Below are 26,407 nucleotides of genomic sequence, written 5' to 3'. Positions count from 1 at the left end.
GCGCCCGGCGACGGCGCGGGTGCTGCGAGGCCTAGCGCTGCATGCCCCAGCGCCGCACCGTGGCCGCCTCCAGCGTGCGGAACACCAGCCCTTCGACCAGCAGGCCGATCAGGATCACCATCGCCAGGCCGGCGAATACGCGGTCGGTATAGAGCTCGTTGCGGTTCTGGAAGATGTACCAGCCCAGGCCGCCCTTGCCCGACGACGCGCCAAACACCAGCTCGGCCGCGATCAGCGTGCGCCAGGCGAAGGCCCAGCCGATCTTCAGGCCCGACACAATGGCCGGCAGCGCGGCCGGCACCAGGATCAGCAGCACATAGCGCAGCCCGCGCAGGCCATAGTTGCGTCCCGTCATGCGCAAGGTCTCCGGCACGCCACGAAAACCCGCATAAGTATTCAGCGCCAACGGCCACAGCACCGAGTGGATCAGCACGAAGATCAGGCTGCCGCTGCCCAGGCCGAACCACAGCAGCGCGAGCGGCAGCAAGGCGATCGCCGGCAAGGGGTTGAACATCGCGGTCAGGGTATCGAGCAGGTCGCGCCCGATCGTCGTGGAGACCGCCAGCGTCGTCAGCACGAAGGCGAGCGCAATGCCGGCGGCATAGCCTTGCAGCAGGATCGTCAGCGAGATCGCGGCCTTGTTCAGCAGCTCGCCGGTCGTCAGCCCCTCGATGAAGGCCTGTGCGGTGGCAAGGAAGGATGGCAGCAGCAGATCGTTGTTCTGCAGCCGGGCGACGGTCTCCCACAGCGCCGCCAGTACCAGAAGGATCACGGCGCGACGCAATCCGCTGTTCTGCCACAGCCGCTGGCGCAGCGGCAGCGCCCGGGCGACCGCGGTGGCGGTGAAGGGTTCGAGCTCGCGTTCGTACTCGGGCCGCAGCGGCGGCAGGGACTGCGTTGTCGTAGTGGCGATGGTCGTCATGGCTGTCCCCTTCAGCGCGCCCGCGCGGTACGCGGCGGGATGTCGGCGGCGTCCGCGATGTCAGTGTCGGCGGCGGGGTCCGGCGCCGGCGTATCGAACAGCAGCCGATGGATGCGCTGCGCGGTCTGCTGGAAGGCCGCGCTGCCCTGGCTGTGCAGATCGAACTGGTGGCTGTTCAGCTCGGCGCGTACGCGCCCCGGATGCGGCGACAGCAGCAGGATGCGGTTGCCGACCACCAGCGCCTCCTCGATCGAATGCGTGACGAACAGCAGCGTGAAGGCCGCGTCCTGCCACAGCGCCAGCAGTTCCTCCTGCATGCGGCGGCGGGTCAACGCATCGAGCGCCGCGAACGGTTCGTCCATCAGCAGCACCTTGGGCCGCAGCGCCAGCGCCCGGGCGATCGCCACGCGCTGTTTCATGCCGCCGGACAGCGTATGCGGATAGGCGTCCGCGAAGTTGGCCAGGCCCACCTTGTCCAGGTAGTGCAGCGCCACGTCGGCCGCTTCGGCACGGCGCAGTCCGCGCGCCTGCATCAGCGGGAACATCACGTTCTGCTTGACCGTCTTCCACGGCGGCAGCTGGTCGAATTCCTGGAACACGACGATGCGATCCGGCCCCGGCGCGCGCACGCGTTCGCCGTCGAGCCGGATCTCGCCCTCGATCGGCGGGACGAACCCCGCCACCGCCTTCAGCAGCGTCGACTTGCCGCAGCCCGAGGGACCCAGCAGCACGAAGCGGTCGCCGGCGTGCACATCGAAGCTGACGCGGTGCGTGGCGCGCACCACGCGCTCCGGCGTCCGATACTCGAGCGAGACGTCGTCGATCTGCAGCAGGGGGCCGCGTTGGCCGGCGGCGCCGACCACGCGCAGCGGTTGCGAGACGGTGGCGGTCATGATCAGCTCCCTTGCGCGGTGGCCGGATCGGCGAAGAAATAGTCCTGCCAGGACTTCGGCTGATTGCGGATCGCGCCGACGCGATGCATGAATTCCGCCAGCACGAAGGTGTTCTGCGGCGCGATACGGAATTGCACCTGCGGGTTCTTCAGGATGCCAACCAGCAACGTGCGGTCGATCTTCGCCTTGTTCGCGCGGATATAGAGGTCGGCGGCGGCCTCGGGATTGGCGGTGGCAAAGCGCGCCGCTTCGGCCAGTGCGTCGACGAAGGCGCGGTAGGTCTTCGGGTTTTCGTTGCGGAATTTCTCGGTCGCGTACAGCACCGTCGACGAACTGGGACCGCCGAGCACGTCGTACGAATTGAGCACGATATGCGCGTTCGGATTGCCGGCCAGTTCCTGCTCCTGGAACGGCGGATTGGCGAAATGCGCGGTGACCTCGGTGCCGCCGTTGATGATGGCCGACGCCGCCTCGGGATGCGGCATCGCCACGGTCCACTTGTCGAGCTGGTTGAAGGCCTTGTCGCCCCACTGCTTCGCCGCGGCCAGCTGCAGCACGCGCGCCTGTACCGACACCGTGACCGCCGGCAATGCGATGCGATCCTTGTCGGTGAAATCGGCCAGCGTCCTGACCTTCGGATTGTTGCTGACCAGGTAGTACGGGAAGCTGCCGAGCGAGGCGATGCCCTTGACGTTCTGCTTGCCGCGGGTGCGGTCCCACAGCGTCAGCAGCGGACCGACGCCCGCGCCGCCGACGTCGATCGCGCCCGACAGCAGCGCGTCGTTGACGGCGGCGCCGCCCGACAGCCGGGTCCATTCGACCTTGATGTCAATGCCCTGCTTCTGTCCCTGCTTCTCGATCAGCTGCTGTTCGCGGGCGACGTTGAGCAGCAGGTAGACCACGCCGAACTGCTCGGCGATGCGGATCTGCCCTTCGGCGTGGGCCGGTCTGGCAAACGCCAGTGCGCCGGCGCCGACGCTGGCGCCAACGGCAAGCGCAATCAGGCGGCGGCCCAGTTTGCTGAGCAGGGACGAACGGGGATACGGTGCTGCCATGGTGGGGCTCCGGAGAAAATTCTGGTTGTCTTGCGAAGGGGTAGTCGGACCGCCAGGAGGCGGTCCATCAGGCTGGCCAATCCCGCCACTGCGGGCCGCTTCGGATCGGCCCCCGGGGTTGTCCGTGCCGTCAGAACGGGAGGTCGCCCTCGATCGTGGTGCGGTACATCACGCGGCGCTGATCGGCCGGACAGCCGGCCGCCAGATGCAGCAGCGAGCGGTTGTCCCAGAACACCAGATCGTGCGGCTGCCAGCGGTGGCGATAGACGAATTCGGGCTTGACGCTGTGTGCGAACAGCGCGTCGAGCAGCGCCCGGCTTTCATCGTCGGGCAGGCCAACGATCCGCGTGGTGAAATGCTCGCTGACGAACAGCGCGCGCCGGCCGGTCTCCGGATGCGTGCGCACCACCGGCTGCAGCACCGGCTTGACCTGCGCGATCTGCTCCGCGCTCAGGTTCGGGCGCCACGGGCTGCGCTGCTGCAGCTCGGCATAGCGCGCGAGATAGGTGTGTTCGGCCTGGCGCCCCTCGACCGCCCGCTTCAATTCCGCGGGCAGCGTTTCCCAGGCCAGATGCTGGTTGGCAAACAGCGTGTCGCCGCCCTCGGCCGGCAGCTCCTGCGCATGGAGAAGCGAGCCCAGGCTCGGCTTTTCCTTGTACGACAGGTCCGAATGCCAGAAATGGCCGGCATCGCCAAGGCCGATCGGCTTGCCGTCCTTCAGCACGTTGGAGACGATCAGGATCTCCGGATGGCCTGGCAACTGGAACTGGTGCAGCACGTGGATCTGCAGCGGGCCAAAGCGCCGGCTGAACGCAATCTGTTCGTCGGGCGTGATGCGCTGGTCGCGAAACACCAGCACGTGGTGGTCCAGATGGGCACGGTGGATACGGGCGAAATCCGCGTCCGACAGCGGCTGCGACAGGTCCAGCCCCACGACTTCGGCGCCCAGCGGCGCGTCGAAGGGACGGATCTCGAAGCCGGTGCCGGCGCGTGGCGTCACGACGGGAGGACGCGCGGGCCGTGCCGCCTGGAGGGAAACGGTCATGTCTGGATACGGAGTTCGAAATGGATCAAGGCACGATGCAAAGGCGGTGCTCGCGCTGGCATCGAATGGGATCGATGCTAAGGAGACCGCCCATCGCCGGTCAACGAATCAAATCGTTCGGCCTTATCCGTTCTTCGCATATGGGCGCGCCGTTCTGACCGCCTGATGAGACCAGCCTGCTGACACCGGCCTGATGAGGCCGGCCATCTGCCATGAACTTTACTGTTATCTCATGGTCACATCGATCCGCTTCTTTCTCCGTGCCAACGGCCTCGCCGCCGACGCCGTTCCCGACCATCTGGAGTCTTGCATGAATACGACCCCGCCCCGGTTGTTGCCGCTATCGACGCTCGCCGTGTCGCTGGCCCTGACCGCGACGTTGCCCGCCGCCATGGCGGCCGAGCCCGGCTCAGCCAGTACCCCGCCTGGTGCCGTCACCCCCTACGGCCCACAACTCGAAGGCTTCCCGTACCCTCACCCGATCCAGCGCTTCACCTTCCAGTCGCAGCAGCAGGACCTGTCGATGGCCTTCATGGACGTCGCGCCGAAGGGCAAGCCCAATGGCCGCACCGCGGTGCTGCTGCATGGCAAGAACTTCTGCGGCGCGACGTGGGAAGCGACCATCGACACGCTGACCAACGCCGGCTTTCGCGTGATCGCGCCGGACCAGATCGGCTTCTGCGCGTCCACCAAGCCGCGCGGATACCAGTTCAGCTTCGCGCAGCTCGCCGCCAATACGCAGGCGCTGCTGCAATCGCGCGGCGTGACGCGCGCCACCGTGATCGGCCATTCGATGGGCGGCATGCTGGCCGCGCGCTTCGCGCTGCAGTATCCGAAGACGGTGGAGCAGCTTGTGCTGGTCAATCCGATCGGGCTGGAAGACTGGCAGGCCGAGGGCGTCCCCTATGCCACCGTCGATCAGCTGTATCAGGGCGAGCTCAAGACCAGCTTCGATTCGATCAAGGCCTATCAGCTGCGCTTCTACTACAACGGCAAGTGGCGGCCCGAATACGATCGATGGGTATCGATGCAGGCCGGGATGTACGCCGGTCCCGGCAAGGAACAGGTGGCCTGGAACCAGGCGCAGACCTCCGAGATGCTGTTCACGCAGCCGGTCATCCACGAGTTCTCGCGGATCGGCGTGCCGACGCTGGTGATGATCGGCGAGAAGGACCGCACCGCGCCGGGGGCCAATCGCGCGGCGCCGGACATCGCCGCGAAGCTCGGCAACTACCCCGTGCTCGGACGGAGCGCGGCCCGCACGATTCCGAACGCAACGCTGGTCGCCTTCCCGGAGCTGGGCCACTCGCCGCAGGTCGAGTCGCCGGCCCAGTTCCACAATGCGCTGCTGCGCGGGCTGGGGGTTGCGGACGGCCCGCGTTGAGCGCGCAGGCTGACGGGCCGCGGTGATGGAGTCGGCGGGATGGAGTCGGCGGGATGGAGTCGGCGACCCGCTGTGATCGGTCAGTTCCGATCAAAAGGTGACATGCCTGCAAGTGGAGCTCGGGGGCCGGCATCAAACTTGGTGCCGTTTTTCCCACCCGGCGACTTCCATCCAGCACCGCAGGGTCGTCGCTGGTCACCTCTCCTGGAGAACGCCCATGTTGCACGCCATCGTCAACCGTTCTACCCCTCCCTCCGCTCCCTCTGCTCCCCTCGACACGAGCCCTGCTGCCTCCCCGCAAGAATCGACAACGCCGACCCCCGCGGACTTCGACCAGCTGATCCTCGATCTGCAACAGGGCAACGGCGCCGCCGCCGCAAGCCGGCTGGCCCGGCAGCCGGCTCTGGCGACCATGACCGACTCGCAGGGCAACACCGCCTTGATCGTCGCCGCGGAACACGGCGCACTCGAGGCCGTCTCTTGCCTGCTGGAGGGCCCTGAGCGCGCCCGCCTCGATGCCGCGAACAACGCGGGCGACAACGCCTTGCTGCTGGCAACCGTTCACAACCATCTGGAAGTCGTCCGCCAGCTCATTCCCGCAGGCGCCAATCTCGAGGCGAGTGGCCGATACGGAAACACACCGTTGATTCTGGCCGCAGACAGGAATTGGACCGATGTTGCCGACGCGCTGATGGATGCCGGCGCGAACGTCAATGCCGCAAACCATAAAGGCGACACCGCATTGATCTTCGCGGCGATCCACGGCAATCGTCACCTGTTGCTTCGGCTGCTCGCGGCTGGCGCACACGTACACACAAGGAACAGCGTCGGACACACCGCCGTGATGATGGCGGCGCGCCAGAACCACGCAGACATGGTGCGGGATCTGATCAAGGTCAATGCCGATATCGATGGAGCCAGCCATGCCAGATACACGGCCCTGATTCTCGCCACGGAATTCTTGGCGATAGACACCGTTCGTGTACTGCTGGATGCCAACGCCAACGTCCATCTCAGAACCGAGAGCGGGAACACGGCGCTGAGCCACGCCGCGCAGAAAGGCCACGTTGCCATCTTCGACGCGCTGGTGAAGGCCAACGCCAACGTCGATACCATGAACAACGCCGGCGCTACGCCGATGATGCTCGCGGCCGAAAATGGGCATGTCGATGTCCTGGTGCGCCTGCTGAAGGCCGATGCCAATCGCGACGCCACCGATCATCTCGGCAACACGGCGTTGATCCGGGCCTCGGAAAAGGGCCAGCATGAAGTCGTCCGGACCCTGATTGCCGCGCGAGCCAATGTCCATGCGCGCGACCACCACGGGAACGCCGCGCTGATGACCGCGGCCGCCAACGGAAAGACCGACATCGTCAGGCAATTGGTCAACGCTGGCGCAAACGTCTACGCCCGGAACGAAGCCGGCCACACAGCCGCCCAGCTGGCGCTGCACGCCGGCCACCGTGATGTCGTCAAGCTCCTCGAGGCCCCGCCCTTAGGCTGACGCGATACCGACACCCGCCGGCGGAAGGCGCCGAGGGCTTCTACGGCACCCTCGGTTACACCGACGCCGGCAGCAGCACGACCTTGGCCGCGGCCACCCGTCCGGCGGACAGATCGTCGAATGCCTGAGGGCCGTCGGCCAGGGATCGGGTCTCGACCCATTCCAGGTCGCCAAAACTGCCGGCGTCCAGCGCCGCCACCGTCGCGCGCATATCCGCCATCGTGTAGGTGTAGGTGCCGAGCAAGGTCAGCTCGGCGAGCGTCAGCTTGCGCATGTCGATCTCGCTAGCCCAGTCCTGCAGGCCGATATGCATCACCACGCCGCCCGGGCGTGCCGCGCCGATGGCGAGATTCCGGGTCGGCTTGGCGCCGACCGCATCGATCACCAGATCGTAGGCCGCGTCTTCCGGCGTATGCGACAGCGGATCCAGCGTCTCGCATCCCAGATGCCGGGCGACGGAAGCGCGCCGCAACGCATTGGTTTCGGCCACGGCAATGTGCCGGCACCCATAGGACTTGACCAGCGCGGCGGTCAGCATGCCGATCGCACCGCCGCCCACGACCAGCGTGCGAGCCTCGGGCAGGGGTCGCGCCATCGCACGCATTGAAAGATTGAGCGCATGCAGGGCCGTGGCGGCCGGCTCGGTCAGCGCGGCGGCTACGCTCGAAAGCGAGTCCGGGATCGGAATCGCGCAGCGGATCGGCACGGCGAGATATTCGGACAGCGCCCCGGGCCGGCTCATGCCCACCATGCCGCGATCGGCGCAGAGATTGTCCCGGCCTTGCAGGCAATAGCCGCAGCGCCCACAGGTCACCAACGGATTGGCCGTGACACGGCTGCCGACCGGTAGCAAGGCGTCATCGCTGCTGGCCACGACCGTCCCCGAGAACTCGTGGCCAAGGACCAGGCCGGGCTTTCGCCGAGAATCGTGCCCATGATAGGCATGCAGGTCGGATCCGCAGATGCCGCTCGCAACGATTCTCAGCAGCGCTTCGCCGGCTTGCAGCGGGGGCACGTCGCGCTCCTGCAGCGCGACGGCATGGGGTTCGGTATAGACGATCGCTTTCATGAGGCTGGCATGGATCCAAACGGGAGAGAAAGAGAGGACGGCGAGGGGCGCCCCACCGCCCGGCCGGAGTCAGGCGTTTGCCTTGGACGGCGCGAGGCGCTCGTGCGCGCTCCGGCCGTTGCGCGAGGCGATCCACATCGTGCAGGCCGCACTGAGGACGCCGATCCCCAGCACATAGGCACACAGGTACCACGGATCGCCGCCGCCCTTGGCGTTCAGCCAGGTCGCGACGATCGGCGTCAGCCCGCCGGCGAACACGCCCGCGAACTGGTACACGAAGGAGATGCCGGTGTAGCGCACACTCGGGTCGAATACCTCGGAGAACATCGACGACATCGTGCCGAACACGGCGGCATGGAAGATGCCGAACGGGATGATGATGGCCGCCCAGACCAGCATCACATTGCCGCCCGAATGCTGCATCAGCCAGAACGCGGGGAACGCCGACAATCCCGCTAGCAGCGCGCCGGTACCGTAGACCAGCGGCCGGCCGACCCGATCCGATACGGCGCCCCACAGCGGGATGAACAGCGTCATCACGCCGGCGCCGATCAGCACGCCGAGCAAGGCATCGTTGCGCGACAGCTGCAGCGTCTGCGTCAGGTAGGACAGCGAGTAGACGCCGAACACGTTGAAGAACACCCCATCGATGAAGCGGGCGCCCATGCAGGCGAGCACCACGCGGGGGTATTGCCGCAGCATCGCCACGAACGGCAGCGGCTGGCGCTCCTGTTTTTTGCCGCGCTGCGCGGCAGCGAACTCCGGCGACTCCTCGACGTGGGTGCGCATGTAGGAACCGATCAGCACCATCACCGCGCTGAACAGGAACGCGATACGCCAGCCCCAGGCCAGGAAGTCCGCATCGGACAGGCCGAACGACAGCGCCGCGATGATGCCGCTGGCAAGAACGAGCCCCAGCGACATCCCCGTTTGCGGCAGGCTGGCGAAGAAGCCGCGCCGCCGCGGCGGGGCGCTCTCGAAGGTCATCAGCACCGCGCCACCCCACTCTCCGCCCAGTCCGATGCCCTGCGCGATCCGGCAGATCAGCAGCAGGATGGGAGCCCAGACGCCGATCTGTTCGTAGGTCGGGATCAGGCCGATGGCGGTGGTGGCGACGCCCATGATCATCAGCGTCAGGACCAGCATGCGCTTGCGGCCAAGCGTATCGCCGAAGTGGCCGAAGATGACGCCGCCGAGGGGACGGGCGACAAAGCCAGCGGCGAAGGTGGCGTAGGCGAGCAGCGTGCCGACCAGCGGATCGGTGGACGGGAAATAGAGCTTGTTGAAGACCAGGCCGGCCACCACGCCGTACAGAAAGAAGTCGTACCACTCCACCATCGCGCCGATCGTGCTCGACGTCACTACCTTGCGCAGCTTGCGCCCCGGGTCCTGCTCCGCGGTCCGCGTCGTCATGGCTGTCTCCTGTGAGTCTTGTCATGGGGGCGCGCTGGACGCCCTTGTATCGATGAGGCCGCGTGCGGGTTCGCCGTCTGCGCCGGCCGTTGCCTATTTCGCCGTGTACCCTCCGTCGACCATGAAGGTCTGGCCGGTGATATAGGCCGCCATATCGCTGGCGAGAAACGCCGCCAGCCCCTGCAGGTCTGCCAGTTCGCCATTGCGCCCGATGCAGGTGCGGGCGGCGTGATGCTGTGCCAGCGCCGCGTCGGCAAATACCGGCCCGGTCAGCGCGGTCGGAAAGAAGCCCGGTCCGATCGCATTGCAGGTAATGCCATGCGAGGACCACCGCTCGGCGATGGCGCGCGTCAGCTGGACGATGCCGCCCTTGGCGGCGCCGTATGGCGCGCTGTTGGCGAAGGCCCGATACGACTGCAGCGACGCGATGTTCAGAATGCGTCCCCAGCCGGCATCGCGCATCGCGGGCGCCAGCGCCTGGGTCAGAAAGAATGGCGCGCCGAGGTGCGTATCGAGCTGAAGGCGCCAGGACGCGGGCGTGACCGCTTCAAACGGCTCGCGCAGGTTCATGCCCGCGGCATTGACCAGGATATCGATATGCCCGTGCCGGTCCCGCATGGCCGCAACGGCCGCCGGGATGGCGTCGAGATCGGAGACGTCGCAGGCCGCCGTGTCGACCGCTATCCCGAGCGCATCAAGCCGGCCCGCCGCGGCATCGAGCTGAGCCTGGCGGCGCGCGGCCAGCAGGATGCGCGCACCGGCGCGGCCCAACGCCATCGCGATCGTCTCGCCGATTCCCGAGCTGCCGCCGGTGACAAGGGCCTGACGGCCGTTCAGCGCGGCGGCAAGCCGGGTAGCGGATGCCGGGCCATCAAGGACCGACATGGTCAGACCTCCACCGGCGCGCCCATCTCCGCGCGGGCACCCGGAAAGTACTTCGCCATGCGGTCGTCGGCGGTACGCGCATGCGCCTCCATGCCCTCCAGGCGCGAGATGCGGGCGGTGACCTGCCCGATCTGCCGGGTCGCCTCGCGCGTCATCCTTTGCCACGTCAGGGTCTTCATGAACTTGTGAACCGACAGGCCGCCCGAATAGCGGGCCGCGCCCTTGGTGGGCAGCACGTGATTGGGCCCGCTGGTCTTGTCGCCGAACGCCACCGTGGTTTCCTCGCCGAGGAACAGCGAGCCATAGCACGTCAGGTTGGCGAGCCACCAATCGAGATCGCGGGCATGGACCTCCAGGTGTTCGGACGCGTAGCGGTCGGAGATGTCCGCGACCGCTTCGCGGCTGTCGCACAGGATGACCTCACCGTAGTCGCGCCACGCGGCAGTCGCGGCATCCCTGGCTGTCGGGGGCAACGCGGCGATCAGATCCGGGACCAGCGCCATCACCCGTTCGGCCAGCCCGCGCGATGTCGTGAACAGCCAGGCGGGAGATTCGTGCCCATGTTCGGCTTGCCCGACCAGATCGCTGGCCACGATGGCGGCATCGGCGCTGTCGTCCGCGATGACCGCAACCTCCGACGGCCCCGCGAACACGTCGATGCCAACCTGGCCGAACAGCGTGCGCTTGGCTTCCGCGACGAACTTGTTGCCGGGGCCCACCACCACGTCGGCCGGTTTTCCCGTAAAGAGGCCGTACGCCATCGTCGCGATCGCCTGCACCCCGCCAAGGGTCAGAATCAGGTCCGCGCCCGCCGCCTGGAAGGCATACAGAACGTGAGGATGGATACCCTGGCCGCGGAACGGGCTCGAGCATGCCACTACGGTCCTGACCCCCGCAGCCTTCGCCGTCGCGACGCCCATATAGGCGGAGGCGATATGCGCATAGCGGCCGGCGGGCGCATAGCACCCGACCACGTTGACGGGAATCACGCGCTGACCTGCCGTCACGCCCGGGTGCAGTTCCACCGAAAACTCCTGCAGCGACGCCTTCTGCGGGGATCAAGACGATCCTGACCTGGTCGCTGTCCAGCCACTATCCCTGTATCGGCTTCGACAACGTCGAGATCGGCGCGCTGGCCGCCAGGCATCTGTATGACCTTGGCCACCGCGACTTCGGCATGATCTCCGGGATTGCCCAACACAACGATCGGGCGCGACTACGTACCGAAGGATTCCTCGGCACGCTGCGTGCACTGCGGATCAAGCCGGACGCCGGCGCGCTGTGCGAGCAGCCCTACAGCTTCGCCGGCGGCCGTGCCGGCCTGCGCCACATACTGCAGGCGTCGCCGAGCCGGCCGACCGCCGTCTTTTGCGGCAACGATGTGCTGGCGCTCGGCTGCCTGTTCGAGGCAACCGCGTTGGGCATCCAGGTGCCCGATCAGCTGTCCATCGTCGGCTGCGACGACCTGCCGATCTCCGCGGAGATCACGCCCGCGCTGACCACCATTGCGCTCGAAAGCGCGACGCTGGGCCGCATGACCGCCCAGGCGCTGCTGTCGTGGCTGCAGGACGGCGTGGAGCCGGGCCGGACCGAGCTGCCGGTCACGCTGGTAGAGCGTCAAACCACCGCGCCACCGGCCGTCCGCGCCTGATCGCGGCCTGACCATCGTCGCGTTCCAGCGCCTCCCCCCTCGGTGGTGCCCTGCATGGTCTTGCCGCTGATTTCGCCGGCATAACGCTGATCGCCCGCGACGAACTAGATGCTGGTGCCGGCGATGCGGCCGTCGCTGCTCGACCACCCGCCCTCACCCCAACCTCACCGGCAAGCGGGAGAGCGAGTGTGATCGCGCCCCGACGGACCGCCGGACACCATACCGGAGCGGAGGCAAGGGAAAACACCGATCCGTCCGGACATTGATTCGCAAAAGAATCCATACCTATACTTCGAACGTACCGCAAATCGCATCGAGTCACCTGCCGAAAAAGGGACTCGATCTTTTTTTAACCCGGCAATGAAACGATTCATCACGCACTTCCCGTAGCGGTCTTTACAAGGACCGCTCCATTCTCTTTCCTCTGTTTCGGCCCAACGATGCAGAGGAAGGGGACGTTTCGCGCGCGGCGCCGCGGCGAGACGCGTGCCCCCCGGATCCTCGTCGATCCCTCCGATTCAAGGAAAACCATGGCCCGCATTCCGTACTTCGACATGTCGCAAGCCCCCGAGTCCTATCTTCGCCTGATCGGTTCGCGCCCGCCGCTGAACCTCTACCGCATGCTGCCGCACGCGGGCAAGGCGGCCGAAGGCTTTCTGGCGCTGGGCGGCGCGATCCTGCGCGAGAACAGGCTCGATTCGAAGCTGCGGGAGATTGCGATCCTGCGCGTGGGCATCCTCAGCGGGGCCGGCTACGAGGTCCACCAGCACAAGCGCGTGGCACGCCGGGTGGGACTGGCCGACGAGAAGATCGCCGCGCTCGAACAAGGAGCCGATACCTCCGCGCTCGACGAGACCGAGAAGATGGTGCTGGCCTACACGGACCAGGTGCTGTTGCACGTGAAAGCGCCCGACGCGATGTTCCACGCCTTGTGCGAGCGGCTGAGCCCTGGCGTCGTCGCCGAGCTGACGCTGGTGATCGGCTTCTACATGCTGGTGAGCCGTTTTCTCGAGAACTTCGAGGTCGACATCGAGCCGCCGGGCACGATCGCTTGACCGGATCGATTGACCGGATCGATTGACCGGATCGCTTGACCGGATCGGTTGATCGACATCGGGCACCGTCGCATTCCCCCGCCAACAAGACAGATCGAAGCCATGAACCTTGCTCCCCAGGAAGTCGACCCAGGCCTTCAGATGCATGACGAGACGCTGGGCCGCGCGCCCGGCCGCGGCCGCCTGCAGGGCCGCCGCGTACTCGTCATCGGCGCCGGCCAGCGAGAGTTACCCGAAGACGATCCGCCGGTCGGCAATGGCCGCGCGATCTCGCTGCTGTTTGCACGCGAAGGCGCCAGCCTGGCCTGCGTCGACATGTCGAAGGCCGCCGTCGACCATACCTGCGCGCAGGTAGAGCGCGAAGGGGGAAAGGCCTTTGCCGAGGTCGCCGATGTGCGCGACGCCGATGCCATCGCGCCGCTGGTGCGGCGCTGCGCCGAGCGCCTGGGCGGGCTCGACGGGCTGGTACTGAATGTCGGGATCTCGAAGGCGCTGCCCCTCGCCAGCCAGACCGCCGCCAACTGGGATGAGGAGTATGCGGTCAACGTGCGCAGCCACATGCTGTTCAGCCAGGCGGCGCTGGAGGCGATGGCACCGGGATCGTCGATCGTGCTGATGTCCTCCCTCGCGGCGGTGCGAAACACCGGGCGCAATCCGGCCTACGAATCGTCGAAGGCCGCGCAGGTAGCGCTCGCGCGCGCGATCGCCGTGGCGGGCGAGCCCAGGGGCATCCGCTGCAATGCGGTGCTGCCGGGCCTGATGGATACGCCGATGGGCCGGGATGCATCGCGCCGCCGGCTGAACCGGGCAGCGGCCGTACCGTTCGGCCGCCAGGGCACCGGCTGGGAAGTCGCCTACGCCTGCCTGTTCCTGATTTCGCACGAATCGAGCTACGTCAACGCCCATGCGCTGATGGTCGACGGTGGGCTTGGTGTCGGCGTGGCGCGCGCCTGAACGTGTCTTCTGCCTTCAAACGCTGACCATGCCTTCGGCATCGGCTCCCTCCAATCGCTCGGCATCTCCATCATGAATACCATTTCCTCCGCTGCCCTCACCACGCCCCACTCCGAACCGGCCAGCAGCAGTCTCGAAGGCCGCGTGGCCATCGTCACCGGCGCCGGCTCGCGCACCGCCGACATCGGCAATGGCCGCGCCGCGGCCATCCTGCTCGCGCGCCGTGGCGCCCGCGTCCTGCTTCTGGACATGCAGCTGGACGCGGCGCGCGAGACCGAGCGCATGATTGCGGCCGAGGGTGGCACCGCGCTCGCCGCGGCATGCGACGTGTCGGTTGCCGAACAATGCCGCGAGGCGGTGGCCACCGCCGTCAAGGCCTGGGGCCGCGTGGACATCCTCGTCAACAACGTCGGCATCGGCGGGCCGGCCGGCACCGCGGTCGAGCTGGACATCGAGCAGTGGGACCATGCGCTGCGCGTCAACGTCACCTCGATGATGCTGATGGCCAGGTACGCGATCCCCGAGATGCGCAAGATCGGCCGCGGCGCCATCGTCAACATTGCCTCGGTGGCGGGGCTGATCGGCGGTACGCCCGCGCTGCTCTATCCGACCTCCAAAGGGGCGGTGGTAAACATGACCCGCGCCATGGCCGCGCATCACGGCGTCGAGGGCATCCGCGTCAACTGCGTCGCGCCCGGCATGGTCTATACGCCGATGGTGGCCGGACGGATGACGCCGGAGGTGCGCGAGCTACGCCGCAAGCGCTCGCTGCTGCAAACCGAAGGCTCCGGCTGGGACGTCGGTCACGCCGTCGCCTACCTGGCCAGCGACGAGGCACGCTGGGTCACCGGCGTGATCTTCCCGGTCGATGCGGGGACCACCGCGGGCAACGCCCCCTCGCCCGGCCTGAAGCCCGATGCCGCGACCCAGGCGAAGTCCGCCTGAACGCATTCCGGAACCCCCCATGCCACGCATTCCCCTGTTGCCCGAGCACCCTGAAGATACCGCCGCGAAAGCCCTGTTCGACCACGTTCGCGCGGCGCGCGGGGCCGGCTTCAAGATGCCCTATCTCTACCGCGTACTGGGCACCGCGCCCGAGATGTTCCGCGCCTGGCTCGACTTTGCCTGGCCGCTGCGCCTGAACGCCAGGACTTCGCGTCCGTTGCGCGAACTGCTGATCCTGCGCGGCGCGCAGGTCGCCGGCACGGCTTACGAGTGGGCACACCACCTGCCGATGGCACTCGAGGCCGGCGTCAGCGATGCGCAGATCGATGCGCTCGCGCATTGGCGCCACACCGACCTGTTCGATGCGAGCGAACGCGCGGTGCTGCAGCTGGCCGAGGAGGTCACGCTTGGCCCCAGCGCCTCGGAGGCGACCGTGACGCAGCTCAAGGCCTGCGGCTTCGACAATGCGGCCGTTGTCGAGCTGGTGTTGACGGCGAGCTTCTATGTCTGCGTCAGCCGCTTCCTGCAAACGATGGAAATCCAGCTGGAGCCTGGCTACGAAGCGCATCTCGCACGGATGTGAGCGGGGCTACCGGTGCGGGGTTCGCGCAGGATCGGCAACCCCGATGGCCATAAAAACGGAGGAGAACCAATCAAAATGCAGAGGAATTTCATCGCGATGCGTCGCCAGATCTGCGTCCTGGCGATCGGCGCCGCCGCCAGCGCCGCGCTGTTGACGAGTGCCGGCGCCACGGCACAGGAAACGGGATTTCCGGATCGGCCGCTCAGGATCATCCTGATGTTTCCTGCCGGCAATGGACTGGATACCAGCACGCGCAATTTCGCCGACGCGCTGTCCAAGGAGCTGAAACAGCCGGTGGTCGTTGAAAACCGCCCCGGCGCCAATGGCACCATTGCGTTCTCGGCCGCCCGGATGGCGCCGGCCGATGGCTACACGTTGCTCGTTGGCAGCTCCTCGGGAATGACCATCCCGCTCGCCTTCGGCCGGTCCCTGCCCTACGATCCGGTCAAGGACTTCAAGCTCGCGGGCGGCATGCTGCGCGCGCAAGCCATCCTGACCGTGCCGGCCAATTCCGAGATCAAATCCATGCGCGACCTGGCCCAGGTCGCCAAGGCCAGGCCCAACCCGATCACCATCGGCACCTACTCCGACGGCTACTACCTGACCTCCCAGCGGCTGGCCAAGATGGTGGGCATCCACCTGCAGAACGTCCCTTACAAGGGATACCCGATGGCGCTGCCCGATCTGGTGGCCGGGCGCATCGACATGGCGTATGGCGATGCCACGGCGACACAGGAGCTGATCAAGACCGGAAAAATCCGCCCGCTCGCAGTAACGGGCACGTCGCGGCATGTCAATTACCCTGACGTTCCGACGGTGGCCGAGAGCGGGTATCCCGATTTCTCCTACTACAGCTGGGATGTGTTCCTGGTGCGCAGCGAAACGCCGGCCCCGGTCACCGAGAAGCTCAGGACCGCGATCCGCCGCGTGCTCAATGGCCGCGAGTACCCGGCCTCGCTCCGTGCGAACGGGTCCGAACCGATGCTGGACGACCTGCCCGCGATTCAGCGCATGATCACCGAGGAGGTGACGCTCTACAAATCGCTGATCGCGAGCCTGCCAAAGCGGGAGTAGCATTCGGCCACCATGACACCGAGATCGGCGGCGACGGCGCGACCATGGCCAGACGATGGTGTGGCGGGTCGCTTGCCGCCCTGCTCGACGTGGAGCCTTCCGATGCTATCCGCCAATGCCATGCGTGGCGACGTCGGTCAAGGCTTCATCAAGGTCGCGTTCCAGCGCCCTCCCCCTTCGGTCGTGCCCTGCATCGTCCTGCCGCTGATCTCGCCGGTATAACGCTGATCACCGGCCACGAACGTGATCTTCGTTCCCGCGATGCGGCCCTCGCTGATCGGCGTGCTGGCGCCTTCCTCGCGCAGCGTCCCTTCGACCATCTGGTACTTCTGCGTCAGCACCAGCTGCTTGTCGCCCATCCGCCAGGTCCCCTGCACCTTGGCGGGGATCACCCACTTGTAGGCGGTGCAGTGCCCCGCGCAACCCTGGGTGACCTGGGCCGTCTCGTCGGGCTCCCAGTCGTCCATCGTGAAGGTATTGGAGACGACGCGAGTGCCCGGCTTCATGTTCAGCAAGGTCGGACGCAGCCGGAGATTGAGGTCCGGCAGCAGGAACAGCGTCACCACGGTGGCGTTCGAGAAGTCCGACTTGAAGATATCGCCCTGGTCGAACCGCGCACGATTGCCCACGCCCTCGGCCTGCGCCGTCCGGCGCGACAGCGCCACCAGGTCGGGATTGAACTCGATGCCGCGGGCGCTGGCGCCGCGCTTGGCCGCGGTGATCACCAGCCGGCCATCGCCCGAGCCGAGGTCGACCAGATGGTCCCTTGGCGTGAGCTCGGCCATGTCGAGCATGCGGTCGACCAGCGCCTGCGAGGTCGGCACCCACACCACGTCCTTGCCCGATTGGCCCACGGACGGCTTGTAGACCGAGGTCACCTCGGACGCCGTCTCCGTCTGCGCCAATCCGGGTCCGCTGAATGCCATCGCCCCCGCGGCGACAAGCGCGGCAGCGACGAAGGACTTGTGCAAGATCGTCATCGACGTTCTCCTGTTCTGAGGGTCACATGGGGTCCGGTGAAGCATCCTGTCTCTCCGCGGCTTCGGCCTGCTTGCGCTTGAACAGCAGGATCGGCGCGCCCGCGGCGAGCATCGCGACCCCGATCAGCGCCGCGGCGCCGGTATAGGTCACGCTGGCATACAGCATGTACAGGCAGGTGAGGCAGAAGATGATCGGCGTGACCGGATACAGCGGCACGCGATACGGCAAGGCGCGGCCGGGATGGCGCCAGCGCAGCACGAACAGCGAGAGGCCGACCAGCAGCAGGAAGCCCCAGAACACCGGCGCGGTGTAGTCGACCATCGCCTTGAAGCCGTCGCGCGTGATCGCCCCCACCGCGATCAGCGCCAGCGCGATGATCCCCTGCGCGATCTGGCCATTGGCCGGCGTCTTGCCGCGGCCGTTCCAGACGCCGACCCATTGCATGACGGTCATGTCGCGCGCCATCGCGTAGAACACGCGCGAGCCGGTAAAGATGGTGGCGTTCAGCGTCGAGATCGCGGCGACCACGATGGCGGCCGTGACCACGCGCTCGCCGACCGGTCCGGCCACCACGCGCATCATGTCGGCGGCGACCGCATCGGATTCGCGCAAGCCGTCCAGCCCGAGGACCGACAGCAAGGCCAGGTTGGTCAGCGTGTACAGCACCACCAGGATGACGGTGCCGCCCGCCAGCACCTTGGCGATATTGCGCGGCGCGTCCTTCAGTTCGCCGGTCAGATAGGCCGCCTCGTTCCAGCCGCCATAGGTCAACAGCACGAAGATCATCGCCATGCCGATCGCCGCGGTCTCCGGCGGCATCGCGGGCGCGGTGCGTTCGGCAGTCTCCGGCGAGCCGAACAGCCCGAACAGGATGATCGCGCCGATGCCGCCGATCTCCAGGAAGGTCACCACCACCTGCAGGTTCTTGCCCTCGATGGTGCCGATCACATTGATCCCGGTCAGCACGATCACGGCCAACGCGGCATAGATCGCCGGGCTGAAGGGATCAAGAGGGCCGAACAGACCGGCAGGCAGCAGCTGCGCCACGTAGTCGCCCAGCATGAAGGCGACCGCCGCAATCGCGCCGGTCTGGATGACGGTGCAGCGCGCCCAGCCGAACATCATCGCGGTGGAGCGGCCGTAGGCACGCGACAGGAAGTGGTATTCGCCGCCGGCGTTGGGATGGGCCGCCGACAGTTCGGCGTAGCACAGCGCGCCGATGAAGGTAATGATGCCGCCGACGATCCAGACCACGATGAACATCGCCTCGGAATCGACGCTGCCCGCGACGATCGACGGCGTGCGGAAGATCCCAACCCCAAGGACGAGGCCCACCATGATCGTGATGGCATCGAAGACCGACAGGATGCCCTGCGGTCGGGGCTGGTTCGGATCGGTCATCCCTATCCCTCGGACGGATGGAGCGAAATCGGCTTGCGAAATGCGCTTGCATTCCGGAACCTGCATTCCGGGGCGCGCATTCCGGGGCCTGCATTCCGCGCTCGCATCGCTGCCGTGGCAGGCAGCGAACTTGTCTGCCTGTCCACAATACGAAACATCCGAAGGGGTGACTAGGGGTGCGGCGGCCTCCTCCGCGGCCGGGTCATTCGACGTGACGAAGGGGACGCTCCAAACCCGCCGAAAATGACATCGGTGTCATTCAACGTTGGCCGAAAGCCGCACCCGTGAACAGGTCCTTGAACTCGCGCGGCTGCGAACGCCAGTACTGCTTCGGCGCCTGGACCTGCGCGCCGAGCTTTGCCGCGGCGTGCCACGGCCAGCGCGGGTCATACAGCATCGCCCGAGCCAGCGACACGGCATCCGCCTCGCCGTTGGCGATGATGCTCTCGGCCTGCTCGGGCTCGGTGATCAGCCCGACCGCGATGGTCGGTAGCCCAACCTCGGCCTTGACCCGCTGCGCGTACGGGACCTGATAGCCCGGTCCCAGCTTGATCGCCTGCTGCGGCGACACGCCCCCCGTCGTCACATGGATCGCCGCGCAGCCCCGCCGGGCCAGCTCCTTCGAGATCGCCACCGTGCCCTCGATATCCCAGCCGTTCGGCACCCAGTCGGTCGCCGAGATGCGCGCCCACACGGGACGGTCGGCCGGGAAGGCGGCACGCACCGCGTCGAACACTTCCAGCGGGAAGCGCATCCGGTTCTCCAGGCTGCCGCCGTACTCGTCGTCGCGATGGTTCGCGATCGGCGACAGGAACTGATGCAGCAGATAGCCATGCGCGGCGTGGATCTCGATCGCATCGATGCCCAGGCGCGCAGCGCGCTTCGCGGTCTCGACGAAATCGCGCTTGACGCGCTCGAGGCCGGCGCGGTCCAGCGCAACCGGCGGGACTTCGTTCGGCCCATGGGGAACCGCGGACGGCGCCTCGGTCAGCCAGCCCTGCGGCTCGTCCGGGCGAATCTGCGAGCCGCCATCCCACGGCGCGCGGCTCGACGCCTTGCGGCCCGCATGCGCGATCTGCATCGCAATCTTGATCGGCGAATACGCGCGCACCGCCTTCAGCACGCGGGCCAGCGCCGCCTCATTGTCGTCCGAGTACAAGCCCAGGTCGTAGGGCGTGATGCGGCCCTGCGGCGAGACCGCGGTGGCTTCGAGAATCAGCATGCCGGCGCCGGACAACGCCAGATGGCCGAGATGGATCAGGTGCCAGTCCGTGGCATTGCCCTGCTCCGCCGAGTACTGGCACATCGGCGCGATCAGGATGCGGTTGTCGAGCTGCAGCTTGCCGATCTGCAGCGGGGTAAAGAGAGCGGACATCGAGAACCTCTTCTTGTTCGGGTTGGAATCGGCCCTGTCCCGGGCTTGCCAGGCGGGCCAGGCGGGCCAGGCGGGCCAGGCGGGCCAGGCAGGCATTGTGCGGCAACTGAGCGTTTGCTGCAGGGAGCGGGCACGGCCCTGACCGACGCATCCTGGTGCGTGGCCCGCCGATCGTGGTGCTGCGACTCCCGCCGATGGTGCCCGCCGAGGGTGCCGCCCCTGATTCCCGCTGACCGCCTCGCCGCGTTTCGAGCGGGACGCTCCGCGCCATCGCCGCAGCGGTGCAGGAATGGCGATGGCATATCACTTGCTTTGGCAGTCCCGACGTCTCTTCCCGCCGCTTCCCTACTCAGGAGCCTTGCCAGTGAACTGCTTCGCCTGCGCTTTCGCATCGATGTCGACCGCCGCTTCGTCCCCCACTGCCGCCTCGGCATCGGCCACCCGCCCAAGGCTCGGCACCATCGGCGCGGCGATCGCGCTGTCGCTGCTGGCCTTGCCGGGGTCCGCGATGGCCGAGAAGGTCTTGCGCATCGGCATGACGGCCGCCGACATTCCGCGCACGCTGGGCCAGCCCGACCAGGGCTTCGAGGGCAACCGCTTCAGCGGCATTCCGATGTACGACGGCCTGACGCAATGGGACTTGTCGAAGAGCGATGGTCCGAGCCTGCTGATCCCGGGCCTCGCCACCGAATGGAAGGTGGACGCGAAGGACAAGACGAAGTGGGTCTTCAAGCTGCGCCCCAACGTCAAGTTCCATGACGGCACGCCATTCAACGCCGATGCGGTGGTGTGGAACGTCGGCAAGGTACTGGACAAGACCGCGAAGCAGTTCGACCCGAGCCAGGTCGGCGTGACCGCATCGCGCATGCCGACGCTGCGCTCGGCGCGCAAGATCGACGACCTGACGGTGGAGCTGACCACCTCCGAGCCCGACTCCTTCTTGCCGTACAACCTGACCAACCTGTTCATGGCGTCCCCCGCGCAATGGGAGAAGAAGTTCGCCGCGGTGCCGGCCTCGGTCACCGACCCGGTCGAGCGCTCCAAGCAGGCGTGGGTGGCCTTTGCCGCCGACGCGGCGGGCACCGGACCCTTCAAGATGAGCCGCTTCGTGCCGCGCGAGCGCCTCGAGGTCGTCAGGAACGCCCAGTACTGGGACGCGAAGCGCGTGCCGAGGATCGACAAGGTCGTGATGATGCCGATGCCGGAGGCCAACGCGCGCACCGCGGCGCTGCTGTCCGGGCAGGTCGACTGGATCGAGGCACCCGCACCGGACGCCATCGCGCAGATCAAGAGCCGTGGCTTCCAGGTCTACGCCAACGCGCAGCCGCATATGTGGCCGTGGCAGCTGTCGTTCGCGCCCGGCTCGCCCTGGCTGGACAAGCGCGTGCGCCAGGCGGCCAACCTGTGCGTCAACCGCTCCGGCCTGAAGACGCTGCTGGGCGGCTACATGGCCGAGGCCAAGGGCATCGTCGAGGCGGGCAATCCGTGGTGGGGTAATCCCAAGTTCGACATCAGGTACGACCCCGCCGGCGCACGCAAGCTGATGCAGGAGGCGGGCTATTCGGCGGCCAAGCCGGTCAAGGTCAAGGTGCAGGTCTCCGCCTCGGGCTCCGGCCAGATGCAGCCGCTGCCGATGAACGAGTACGTGCAGCAGAACCTGAAGGAGTGCTTCATCGACGTCGATTTCGACGTGGTCGAATGGAACACGCTGTTTACCAACTGGCGCATCGGCGCCAAGGACCCGAGCGCCCACGGCGCCAACGCGATCAACGTCAGCTTCGCCGCGATGGACCCATTCTTCGCCATGGTGCGCTTCGTCAGCAGCAAGACGCAGCCGCCCGTGTCGAACAACTGGGGCTACTTCAGCAATCCCGAGTTCGACAAGCTGATCGAGACCGCGCGCACCTCGTTCGACGACAAGGGCCGCGACAGTGCGCTGGCCAAGCTGCATGCCCGCATCGTCGAGGAGGCGCCCTTCGTGCTGATCGCGCATGACGTCGGCCCGCGCGCGATCTCGAAGAAGGTCAAGGGCGTGGTGCAGCCGCAAAGCTGGTTCATCGACATCGCCACGATGTCGATGGACTGATCGAACGCGACCGACTGCCCCGGACCCGCCATCATGTCCTACCTGCTTCGCCGCGCGCTGTATGCCTTGCCCATCCTGCTGGGCGTCGCGCTGCTGTGCTTCTCGCTGGTGCATATCGCGCCCGGCGATCCGCTGGTGTCGGTGCTGCCGCCCGATGCCTCGGAGGAAATGCGCCAGCAGCTGGCCGCGCTGTACGGCTTCGACAAGCCCTTCATCGAGCAATTCGTGCACTGGCTGACGCGCGCGCTGCACGGCGACCTGGGCACGTCGATCGCCACCAGCCGCCCGGTGATGCAGGAGGTCGCCACCGCGGTCGTCAATTCGGTCCGGCTGGCGGCAGTGGCCACGCTGATCGGCTTTACCTTCGGCTGCCTGTTCGGCTTCGTCGCCGGCTACCTGCGCGATTCGGCGGTCGACCGCGCGGCTTCGTTCCTGTCGGTATTCGGCGTCAGCGTGCCGCATTACTGGCTGGGCATGGTGCTGGCCATCGTGTTCTCGGTGATGCTGGGCTGGCTGCCGGCGACGGGCGCCGGACCGGGCGGCTCGGGCGACTGGAGCTGGAACTGGGAACACGTCCAGTACATGCTGCTGCCGGCGATCACGATGTCGGTGATTCCGATGGGCATCGTCGCGCGGACCATCCGGGCGCTGGTGGCGGAGATCCTGTCGAACGAGTTCATCGTCGGCCTGAAGGCACGGGGCCTGTCCGACCTGGCGGTGTTCCGTCACGTGGTCAAGAACGTCGCCCCGACCGCGCTGTCGGTGATGGGTCTGCAGCTTGGCTATCTGCTCGGCGGCTCGATCCTGATCGAGACGGTGTTCGCCTGGCCCGGCACCGGCTTCCTGCTGAACTCGGCGATCTTCCAGCGCGATTTTCCGCTGCTGCAAGGCACGATCCTCGTGCTGGCCGTGTTCTTCGTGCTGCTGAACCTGGCGGTGGACGCGCTGCAGACGCTGTTCGATCCGCGCATCCAGCGCAACTAGCGATCCGGAGAACGCCATGGAAATGACGCTGGACAATGCCGCGGCGCCCGCCGCGGTGGAGCGCTCCCCCGGCTACTGGACCACGGTAGGTCGCCGGCTGTTGCGCAACAGGCTGGCGATGGGCGCGGCCCTGATCCTGCTCGCGCTGATCCTCGTCGCGTTCCTGGCGCCGTGGCTGATGCCGGCCGATCCCTACGCGTCCTCGATCCTGAAGCGGCTCAAGCCGATCGGCACCGAGGGCTATCCGCTCGGCACCGACGAGCTCGGCCGCGACATGCTGTCGCGCCTGATCCTCGGCGCGCGGCTGTCGCTGTTCATGGGCATCACGCCGGTGCTGATCGCCTTCGTGCTGGGCAGCGCGCTGGGCATCGTGGCAGGCTATGCCGGCGGCTGGACCAATACCGCGATCATGCGGGTGGTCGACATCTTCTACGCCTTTCCGTCGGTGCTGCTCGCCATCGCGCTGTCGGGCACGCTCGGCGCCGGCGTGGGCAATGCGCTGCTGTCGCTGACCATCGTCTTCGTCCCCCAGATCGCGCGCGTGGCCGAGAGCGTCACCACCCAGGTACGCCATCGCGAGTTCGTCGACGCCGCACGGGCCTCCGGGGCGTCCGCCCTGACCATCGTGCGCGCGCACGTGCTGAACAACGTGCTGGGACCGATCTTCGTCTACGCCACCGGCCTGATCTCGGTGTCGATGATCCTGGCCTCCGGCCTGTCGTTCCTGGGCCTTGGCGTCAAGCCTCCCGAGCCCGAATGGGGGCTGATGCTGAACACGTTGCGTACCGCGATCTATACCCAGCCTTGGGTGGCCGCATTGCCCGGGGCGATGATCTTCGTGACCTCGATCTCGTTCAACCTGCTCGCCGACGGCATCCGCTCGGCAATGGAAATCAAGGACTGAGCCGATGCCGATGTCTATGTCGATGACAATGTCGATGTCATTTTCCGCGCCGAACGCCGACCTCGGCGGCCCTGCGCAGCCGCTGGTGATCGCGCGCGACCTGGTGAAGCATTTCCCGCTGAAAGGCAGGATTCCCGGGCGCCGCGCCGGCGCGGTACGCGCGGTCGACGGCGTCAGCTTCGACGTGCTCAAGGGCGAGACGCTCGGCGTGGTGGGCGAATCCGGCTGCGGCAAGTCGACCACAGCGCGGCTGCTGATGCAACTGATCGAGCAGGACAGTGGCGAGCTGATCTTCGACGCGCTGGGCGTCGGTTCCGCCCAGCTGCCGCTCAAGCGCTACCGCAGCCAGGTGCAGATGGTGTTCCAGGACAGCTATTCGTCGCTGAACCCGCGGGTGACCGTGGAGGAATCGATCGCCTTCACCGCGCGGGTGCATGGCGTTCCGGCGCGCGAGGCGACCGAGCGGGCGCGCCAGCTTCTCGCCCGCGTGGGCCTCGAGCCGTTGCGCTTCGGCGGCCGTTATCCGCACGAGCTGTCCGGCGGCCAGCGTCAGCGCGTCAATATCGCGCGTGCGCTGGTGCTGCGGCCCCGGCTCGTGATCCTCGACGAAGCGGTCTCGGCGCTCGACAAGTCGGTCGAGGCCCAGGTGCTAAACCTGCTGCTGGACCTGAAGGCGGAGTTCGACCTGACCTATGTCTTCATCAGTCATGACCTCAACGTGATCCGCTATCTGTGCGATCGCGTGATGGTGATGTACCTGGGCAAGGTCGCCGAGATCGGCGATACCGAGGCGATCTACGCCGATCCGGCCCACCCCTACACGCGCGCGCTGCTGGCATCGATGCCGTCGATGGACCCGGACCGCCGCACGCTGGCGCCGCCGCTCGCCGGCGATCCGCCCAATCCGATCGACCCGCCGTCGGGATGCAGTTTCCATCCGCGCTGCAGCCTGGCCGAGGCCGTGTGCGGACAGCGCGCGCCCGTGCTGTCCGACGCGATGGCCGGTCATCCGGTGGCCTGCCTGATGGCCGATCCGAACGGCGGCCATTCGCGCCCGCTGGTACGGCAGCCGGCGGCCATCGCCGCCGCTCCCTGCTGACGGAGGCCGGCATGCAATCCACCGTATCCGCATCGACGCCGGACGCCGCGCCTTCCTGCACCGCGCCTTCGTCCGCGCCCCCTTCCACCGCCGCGCCGATGATCGCCGTGCGGGACCTGCATGTCGCCTTCGACGCCGGCGGCAAGACCATTCGCGCCGTCAACGGCGTCTCGCTGCAGGTGGCCCCGGGCGAGGCCGTCGCGCTGATCGGCGAATCCGGCTCGGGCAAGAGCGTGACGTTGCGCGCGCTGATGCGGCTGCATCCGCCCCGCCGCACCACGATGACCGGCGACATCCGCATCGATGGCACCGACCTGATGCGGCTCGATGCCAGGGGCCTGGCCAGGATCCGCGGCGGCACGGTCGCCATGGTGTTCCAGGAACCCTTGCTCGCGCTGGACCCGGTCTACACCATCGGCCAGCAGATCGTCGAATGTATCCGCGCGCATGCCCGCGTCTCGGCCGCGCAAGCGCGCCAGCAGGCCCTGCAGGCGCTCGAGGCCGTCCGCATCCCGAGCCCCGAGCGGCGCCTGGCGGCCTATCCCCACGAGCTGTCGGGGGGGATGCGCCAACGCGCGATGATCGCGCTGGCCTTGTCCGCCAGGCCGAAGATCCTGTTGGCCGACGAGCCCACCACCGCGCTCGATGCCACCGTGCAGATCCAGGTGCTGATCCTGCTGCGCGAGCTGCAGCGCGCGCTCGGGCTGTCGATCGTATTCGTGACCCACGATATCGGCGCGGCCGTCGAGATCGCCGACCGTGTCGCCGTGATGTACGGCGGCCGCATCGTCGAGGAAGGTCCGATCCGGACGCTGCTGCGCGATGCGCGCCATCCGTACACCGTCGCGCTGCTGCAAAGCCGCCAGCACGGCATGGCACGCGGCGAGCGGCTGACCGCCATTGCGGGATCGCCGCCGGATCTGGCCGCGCTGCCCGCCGGTTGCAGCTTCGCGCCACGGTGCGCCCATGCGCGGGCCGAATGCCTGGAACGCGTGCCGCAGCCCGTCTCGCTGGGCGACGGCCATCGCGTCAGCTGCGTGCTGGCCGCCGCGGCAGAGCCCGCCCGGGCCGTGGCTTGACACCCTGGAGCGGCCCCCCAACCATCGCGCATCGTTCCGCCCCTCGCGGTCGGCGGTCGCGTACGC

General features: G+C 67.3%; 24 protein-coding genes and 1 pseudogene. 13 read left to right on the top strand and 12 right to left on the bottom strand.

Features of this window, described 5'->3' with window-relative positions; translation table 11 throughout:
* Positions 1-31 precede the first annotated feature (31 nt).
* The 4 genes from K7G19_RS02360 to K7G19_RS02345 all read right to left on the bottom strand — a co-directional run bounded on the left by K7G19_RS02360 (position 32) and on the right by K7G19_RS02345 (position 3,915).
* Positions 32-922, bottom strand: coding sequence for an ABC transporter permease (locus K7G19_RS02360; protein ID WP_226105577.1), 891 nt, complete (start codon positions 920-922; stop codon positions 32-34).
* An 11-nt stretch (positions 923-933) separates the two neighbouring features.
* On the bottom strand, positions 934-1,815 hold the full coding sequence (locus K7G19_RS02355) for an ABC transporter ATP-binding protein (protein ID WP_149318316.1): 882 nt from the start codon (positions 1,813-1,815) through the stop codon (positions 934-936).
* A 2-nt stretch (positions 1,816-1,817) separates the two neighbouring features.
* Positions 1,818-2,870, bottom strand: coding sequence for an ABC transporter substrate-binding protein (locus K7G19_RS02350; RefSeq protein ID WP_150083733.1), 1,053 nt, complete (start codon positions 2,868-2,870; stop codon positions 1,818-1,820).
* A 130-nt stretch (positions 2,871-3,000) separates the two neighbouring features.
* On the bottom strand, positions 3,001-3,915 hold the full coding sequence (locus tag K7G19_RS02345; RefSeq protein ID WP_226105575.1) for a TauD/TfdA family dioxygenase: 915 nt from the start codon (positions 3,913-3,915) through the stop codon (positions 3,001-3,003).
* A 310-nt stretch (positions 3,916-4,225) separates the two neighbouring features.
* Here K7G19_RS02345 and K7G19_RS02340 point away from each other — a divergent pair, with 310 nt between their 5' ends.
* Together K7G19_RS02340 and K7G19_RS02335 are read left to right on the top strand one after the other, a co-directional pair.
* Positions 4,226-5,299: an alpha/beta fold hydrolase gene (locus K7G19_RS02340; protein ID WP_370639468.1), complete on the top strand. Its 1,074-nt coding sequence runs from the start codon at positions 4,226-4,228 to the stop codon at positions 5,297-5,299.
* Between the two features lie 217 nt (positions 5,300-5,516).
* Positions 5,517-6,803 carry an ankyrin repeat domain-containing protein gene (locus K7G19_RS02335; RefSeq protein WP_226105573.1) on the top strand — a complete coding sequence of 429 codons (1,287 nt, stop codon included), beginning with the start codon at positions 5,517-5,519 and terminating at the stop codon, positions 6,801-6,803.
* A gap of 55 nt (positions 6,804-6,858) precedes the next feature.
* Here the strand turns inward: K7G19_RS02335 and K7G19_RS02330 are convergent, their stop codons facing one another.
* The 4 genes and pseudogenes from K7G19_RS02330 to hisD form a co-directional block, all read right to left on the bottom strand.
* Positions 6,859-7,872 (bottom strand): galactitol-1-phosphate 5-dehydrogenase, encoded by a 1,014-nt coding sequence (locus tag K7G19_RS02330; RefSeq protein WP_226105571.1) that lies wholly within the window; start codon positions 7,870-7,872, stop codon positions 6,859-6,861.
* A 69-nt stretch (positions 7,873-7,941) separates the two neighbouring features.
* The gene (locus K7G19_RS02325) at positions 7,942-9,285 is read right to left on the bottom strand and encodes an MFS transporter (protein ID WP_226105569.1); all 1,344 of its coding nucleotides are present in this window, start codon (positions 9,283-9,285) and stop codon (positions 7,942-7,944) included.
* Positions 9,286-9,378: 93 nt separating this feature from the next.
* Positions 9,379-10,170: a (S)-sulfopropanediol 2-dehydrogenase HpsO gene (gene hpsO, locus K7G19_RS02320; RefSeq protein ID WP_226105567.1), complete on the bottom strand. Its 792-nt coding sequence runs from the start codon at positions 10,168-10,170 to the stop codon at positions 9,379-9,381.
* A 2-nt stretch (positions 10,171-10,172) separates the two neighbouring features.
* Positions 10,173-11,222, bottom strand: a pseudogene (hisD, locus tag K7G19_RS02315) (histidinol dehydrogenase); the annotation flags it as partial.
* Here hisD and K7G19_RS02310 point away from each other — a divergent pair.
* From K7G19_RS02310 to K7G19_RS02285, 6 genes are all read left to right on the top strand, one after another.
* On the top strand, positions 11,168-11,821 hold the full coding sequence (locus tag K7G19_RS02310) for a substrate-binding domain-containing protein (RefSeq protein ID WP_370639492.1): 654 nt from the start codon (positions 11,168-11,170) through the stop codon (positions 11,819-11,821). The pseudogene hisD and the gene K7G19_RS02310 sit on opposite strands and share 55 nt — an antisense overlap.
* A 530-nt stretch (positions 11,822-12,351) precedes the next feature.
* Positions 12,352-12,876 (top strand): carboxymuconolactone decarboxylase family protein, encoded by a 525-nt coding sequence (locus tag K7G19_RS02305; RefSeq protein ID WP_149318307.1) that lies wholly within the window; start codon positions 12,352-12,354, stop codon positions 12,874-12,876.
* Between the two features lie 102 nt (positions 12,877-12,978).
* Positions 12,979-13,830, top strand: a complete 852-nt coding sequence (locus K7G19_RS02300; RefSeq protein WP_226105565.1) for an SDR family NAD(P)-dependent oxidoreductase — start codon at positions 12,979-12,981, stop codon at positions 13,828-13,830.
* A gap of 72 nt (positions 13,831-13,902) precedes the next feature.
* Complete coding sequence (locus tag K7G19_RS02295) at positions 13,903-14,775, top strand: SDR family NAD(P)-dependent oxidoreductase (RefSeq protein ID WP_149318305.1); 873 nt, start codon at positions 13,903-13,905, stop codon at positions 14,773-14,775.
* Positions 14,776-14,794: 19 nt separating this feature from the next.
* Entirely contained in the window at positions 14,795-15,358 is a 564-nt protein-coding gene (locus K7G19_RS02290) for a carboxymuconolactone decarboxylase family protein (protein ID WP_226105563.1), read from the top strand.
* Between the two features lie 75 nt (positions 15,359-15,433).
* Positions 15,434-16,432: a tripartite tricarboxylate transporter substrate binding protein gene (locus tag K7G19_RS02285; protein ID WP_149318303.1), complete on the top strand. Its 999-nt coding sequence runs from the start codon at positions 15,434-15,436 to the stop codon at positions 16,430-16,432.
* 137 nt (positions 16,433-16,569) lie between these two features.
* On the opposite strand, the gene K7G19_RS02280 is transcribed toward K7G19_RS02285, so the two are convergent.
* From K7G19_RS02280 to K7G19_RS02265, 4 genes are all read right to left on the bottom strand, one after another.
* A complete protein-coding gene (locus K7G19_RS02280; protein WP_150083720.1) occupies positions 16,570-17,412 on the bottom strand; it encodes a class I SAM-dependent methyltransferase in 843 nt (280 codons plus the stop codon).
* Positions 17,413-17,434: 22 nt separating this feature from the next.
* Positions 17,435-18,814, bottom strand: a complete 1,380-nt coding sequence (locus K7G19_RS02275; protein WP_226105561.1) for an APC family permease — start codon at positions 18,812-18,814, stop codon at positions 17,435-17,437.
* A 259-nt stretch (positions 18,815-19,073) separates the two neighbouring features.
* A complete protein-coding gene (locus K7G19_RS02270) occupies positions 19,074-20,189 on the bottom strand; it encodes an NADH:flavin oxidoreductase/NADH oxidase (RefSeq protein WP_226105559.1) in 1,116 nt (371 codons plus the stop codon).
* Between the two features lie 345 nt (positions 20,190-20,534).
* Positions 20,535-20,726: a hypothetical protein gene (locus tag K7G19_RS02265; RefSeq protein WP_226106360.1), complete on the bottom strand. Its 192-nt coding sequence runs from the start codon at positions 20,724-20,726 to the stop codon at positions 20,535-20,537.
* Here K7G19_RS02265 and K7G19_RS02260 point away from each other — a divergent pair.
* The 5 genes from K7G19_RS02260 (at position 20,698) to K7G19_RS02240 (ending at position 26,341) form a co-directional block, all read left to right on the top strand.
* Positions 20,698-22,275 carry an ABC transporter substrate-binding protein gene (locus K7G19_RS02260; RefSeq protein WP_226105557.1) on the top strand — a complete coding sequence of 526 codons (1,578 nt, stop codon included), beginning with the start codon at positions 20,698-20,700 and terminating at the stop codon, positions 22,273-22,275. The two genes, K7G19_RS02265 and K7G19_RS02260, sit on opposite strands and share 29 nt — an antisense overlap.
* 33 nt (positions 22,276-22,308) lie before the next feature.
* Positions 22,309-23,259: an ABC transporter permease gene (locus K7G19_RS02255; protein WP_226105555.1), complete on the top strand. Its 951-nt coding sequence runs from the start codon at positions 22,309-22,311 to the stop codon at positions 23,257-23,259.
* 16 nt (positions 23,260-23,275) lie between these two features.
* On the top strand, positions 23,276-24,163 hold the full coding sequence (locus K7G19_RS02250) for an ABC transporter permease (RefSeq protein ID WP_226105553.1): 888 nt from the start codon (positions 23,276-23,278) through the stop codon (positions 24,161-24,163).
* A 34-nt stretch (positions 24,164-24,197) separates the two neighbouring features.
* Positions 24,198-25,262, top strand: coding sequence for an ABC transporter ATP-binding protein (locus K7G19_RS02245; RefSeq protein WP_149318296.1), 1,065 nt, complete (start codon positions 24,198-24,200; stop codon positions 25,260-25,262).
* A gap of 98 nt (positions 25,263-25,360) precedes the next feature.
* Positions 25,361-26,341, top strand: coding sequence for an ABC transporter ATP-binding protein (locus tag K7G19_RS02240; protein WP_149318410.1), 981 nt, complete (start codon positions 25,361-25,363; stop codon positions 26,339-26,341).
* The last annotated feature ends 66 nt before the right edge of the window (positions 26,342-26,407 follow it).

Source organism: Cupriavidus sp. DB3, from assembly GCF_020418465.1.
GTDB lineage: Bacteria > Pseudomonadota > Gammaproteobacteria > Burkholderiales > Burkholderiaceae > Cupriavidus > Cupriavidus cauae.
The sequence above is the reverse complement of the archived record's forward strand: the minus strand, read 5'-3'. Positions and strand labels throughout refer to the sequence as shown.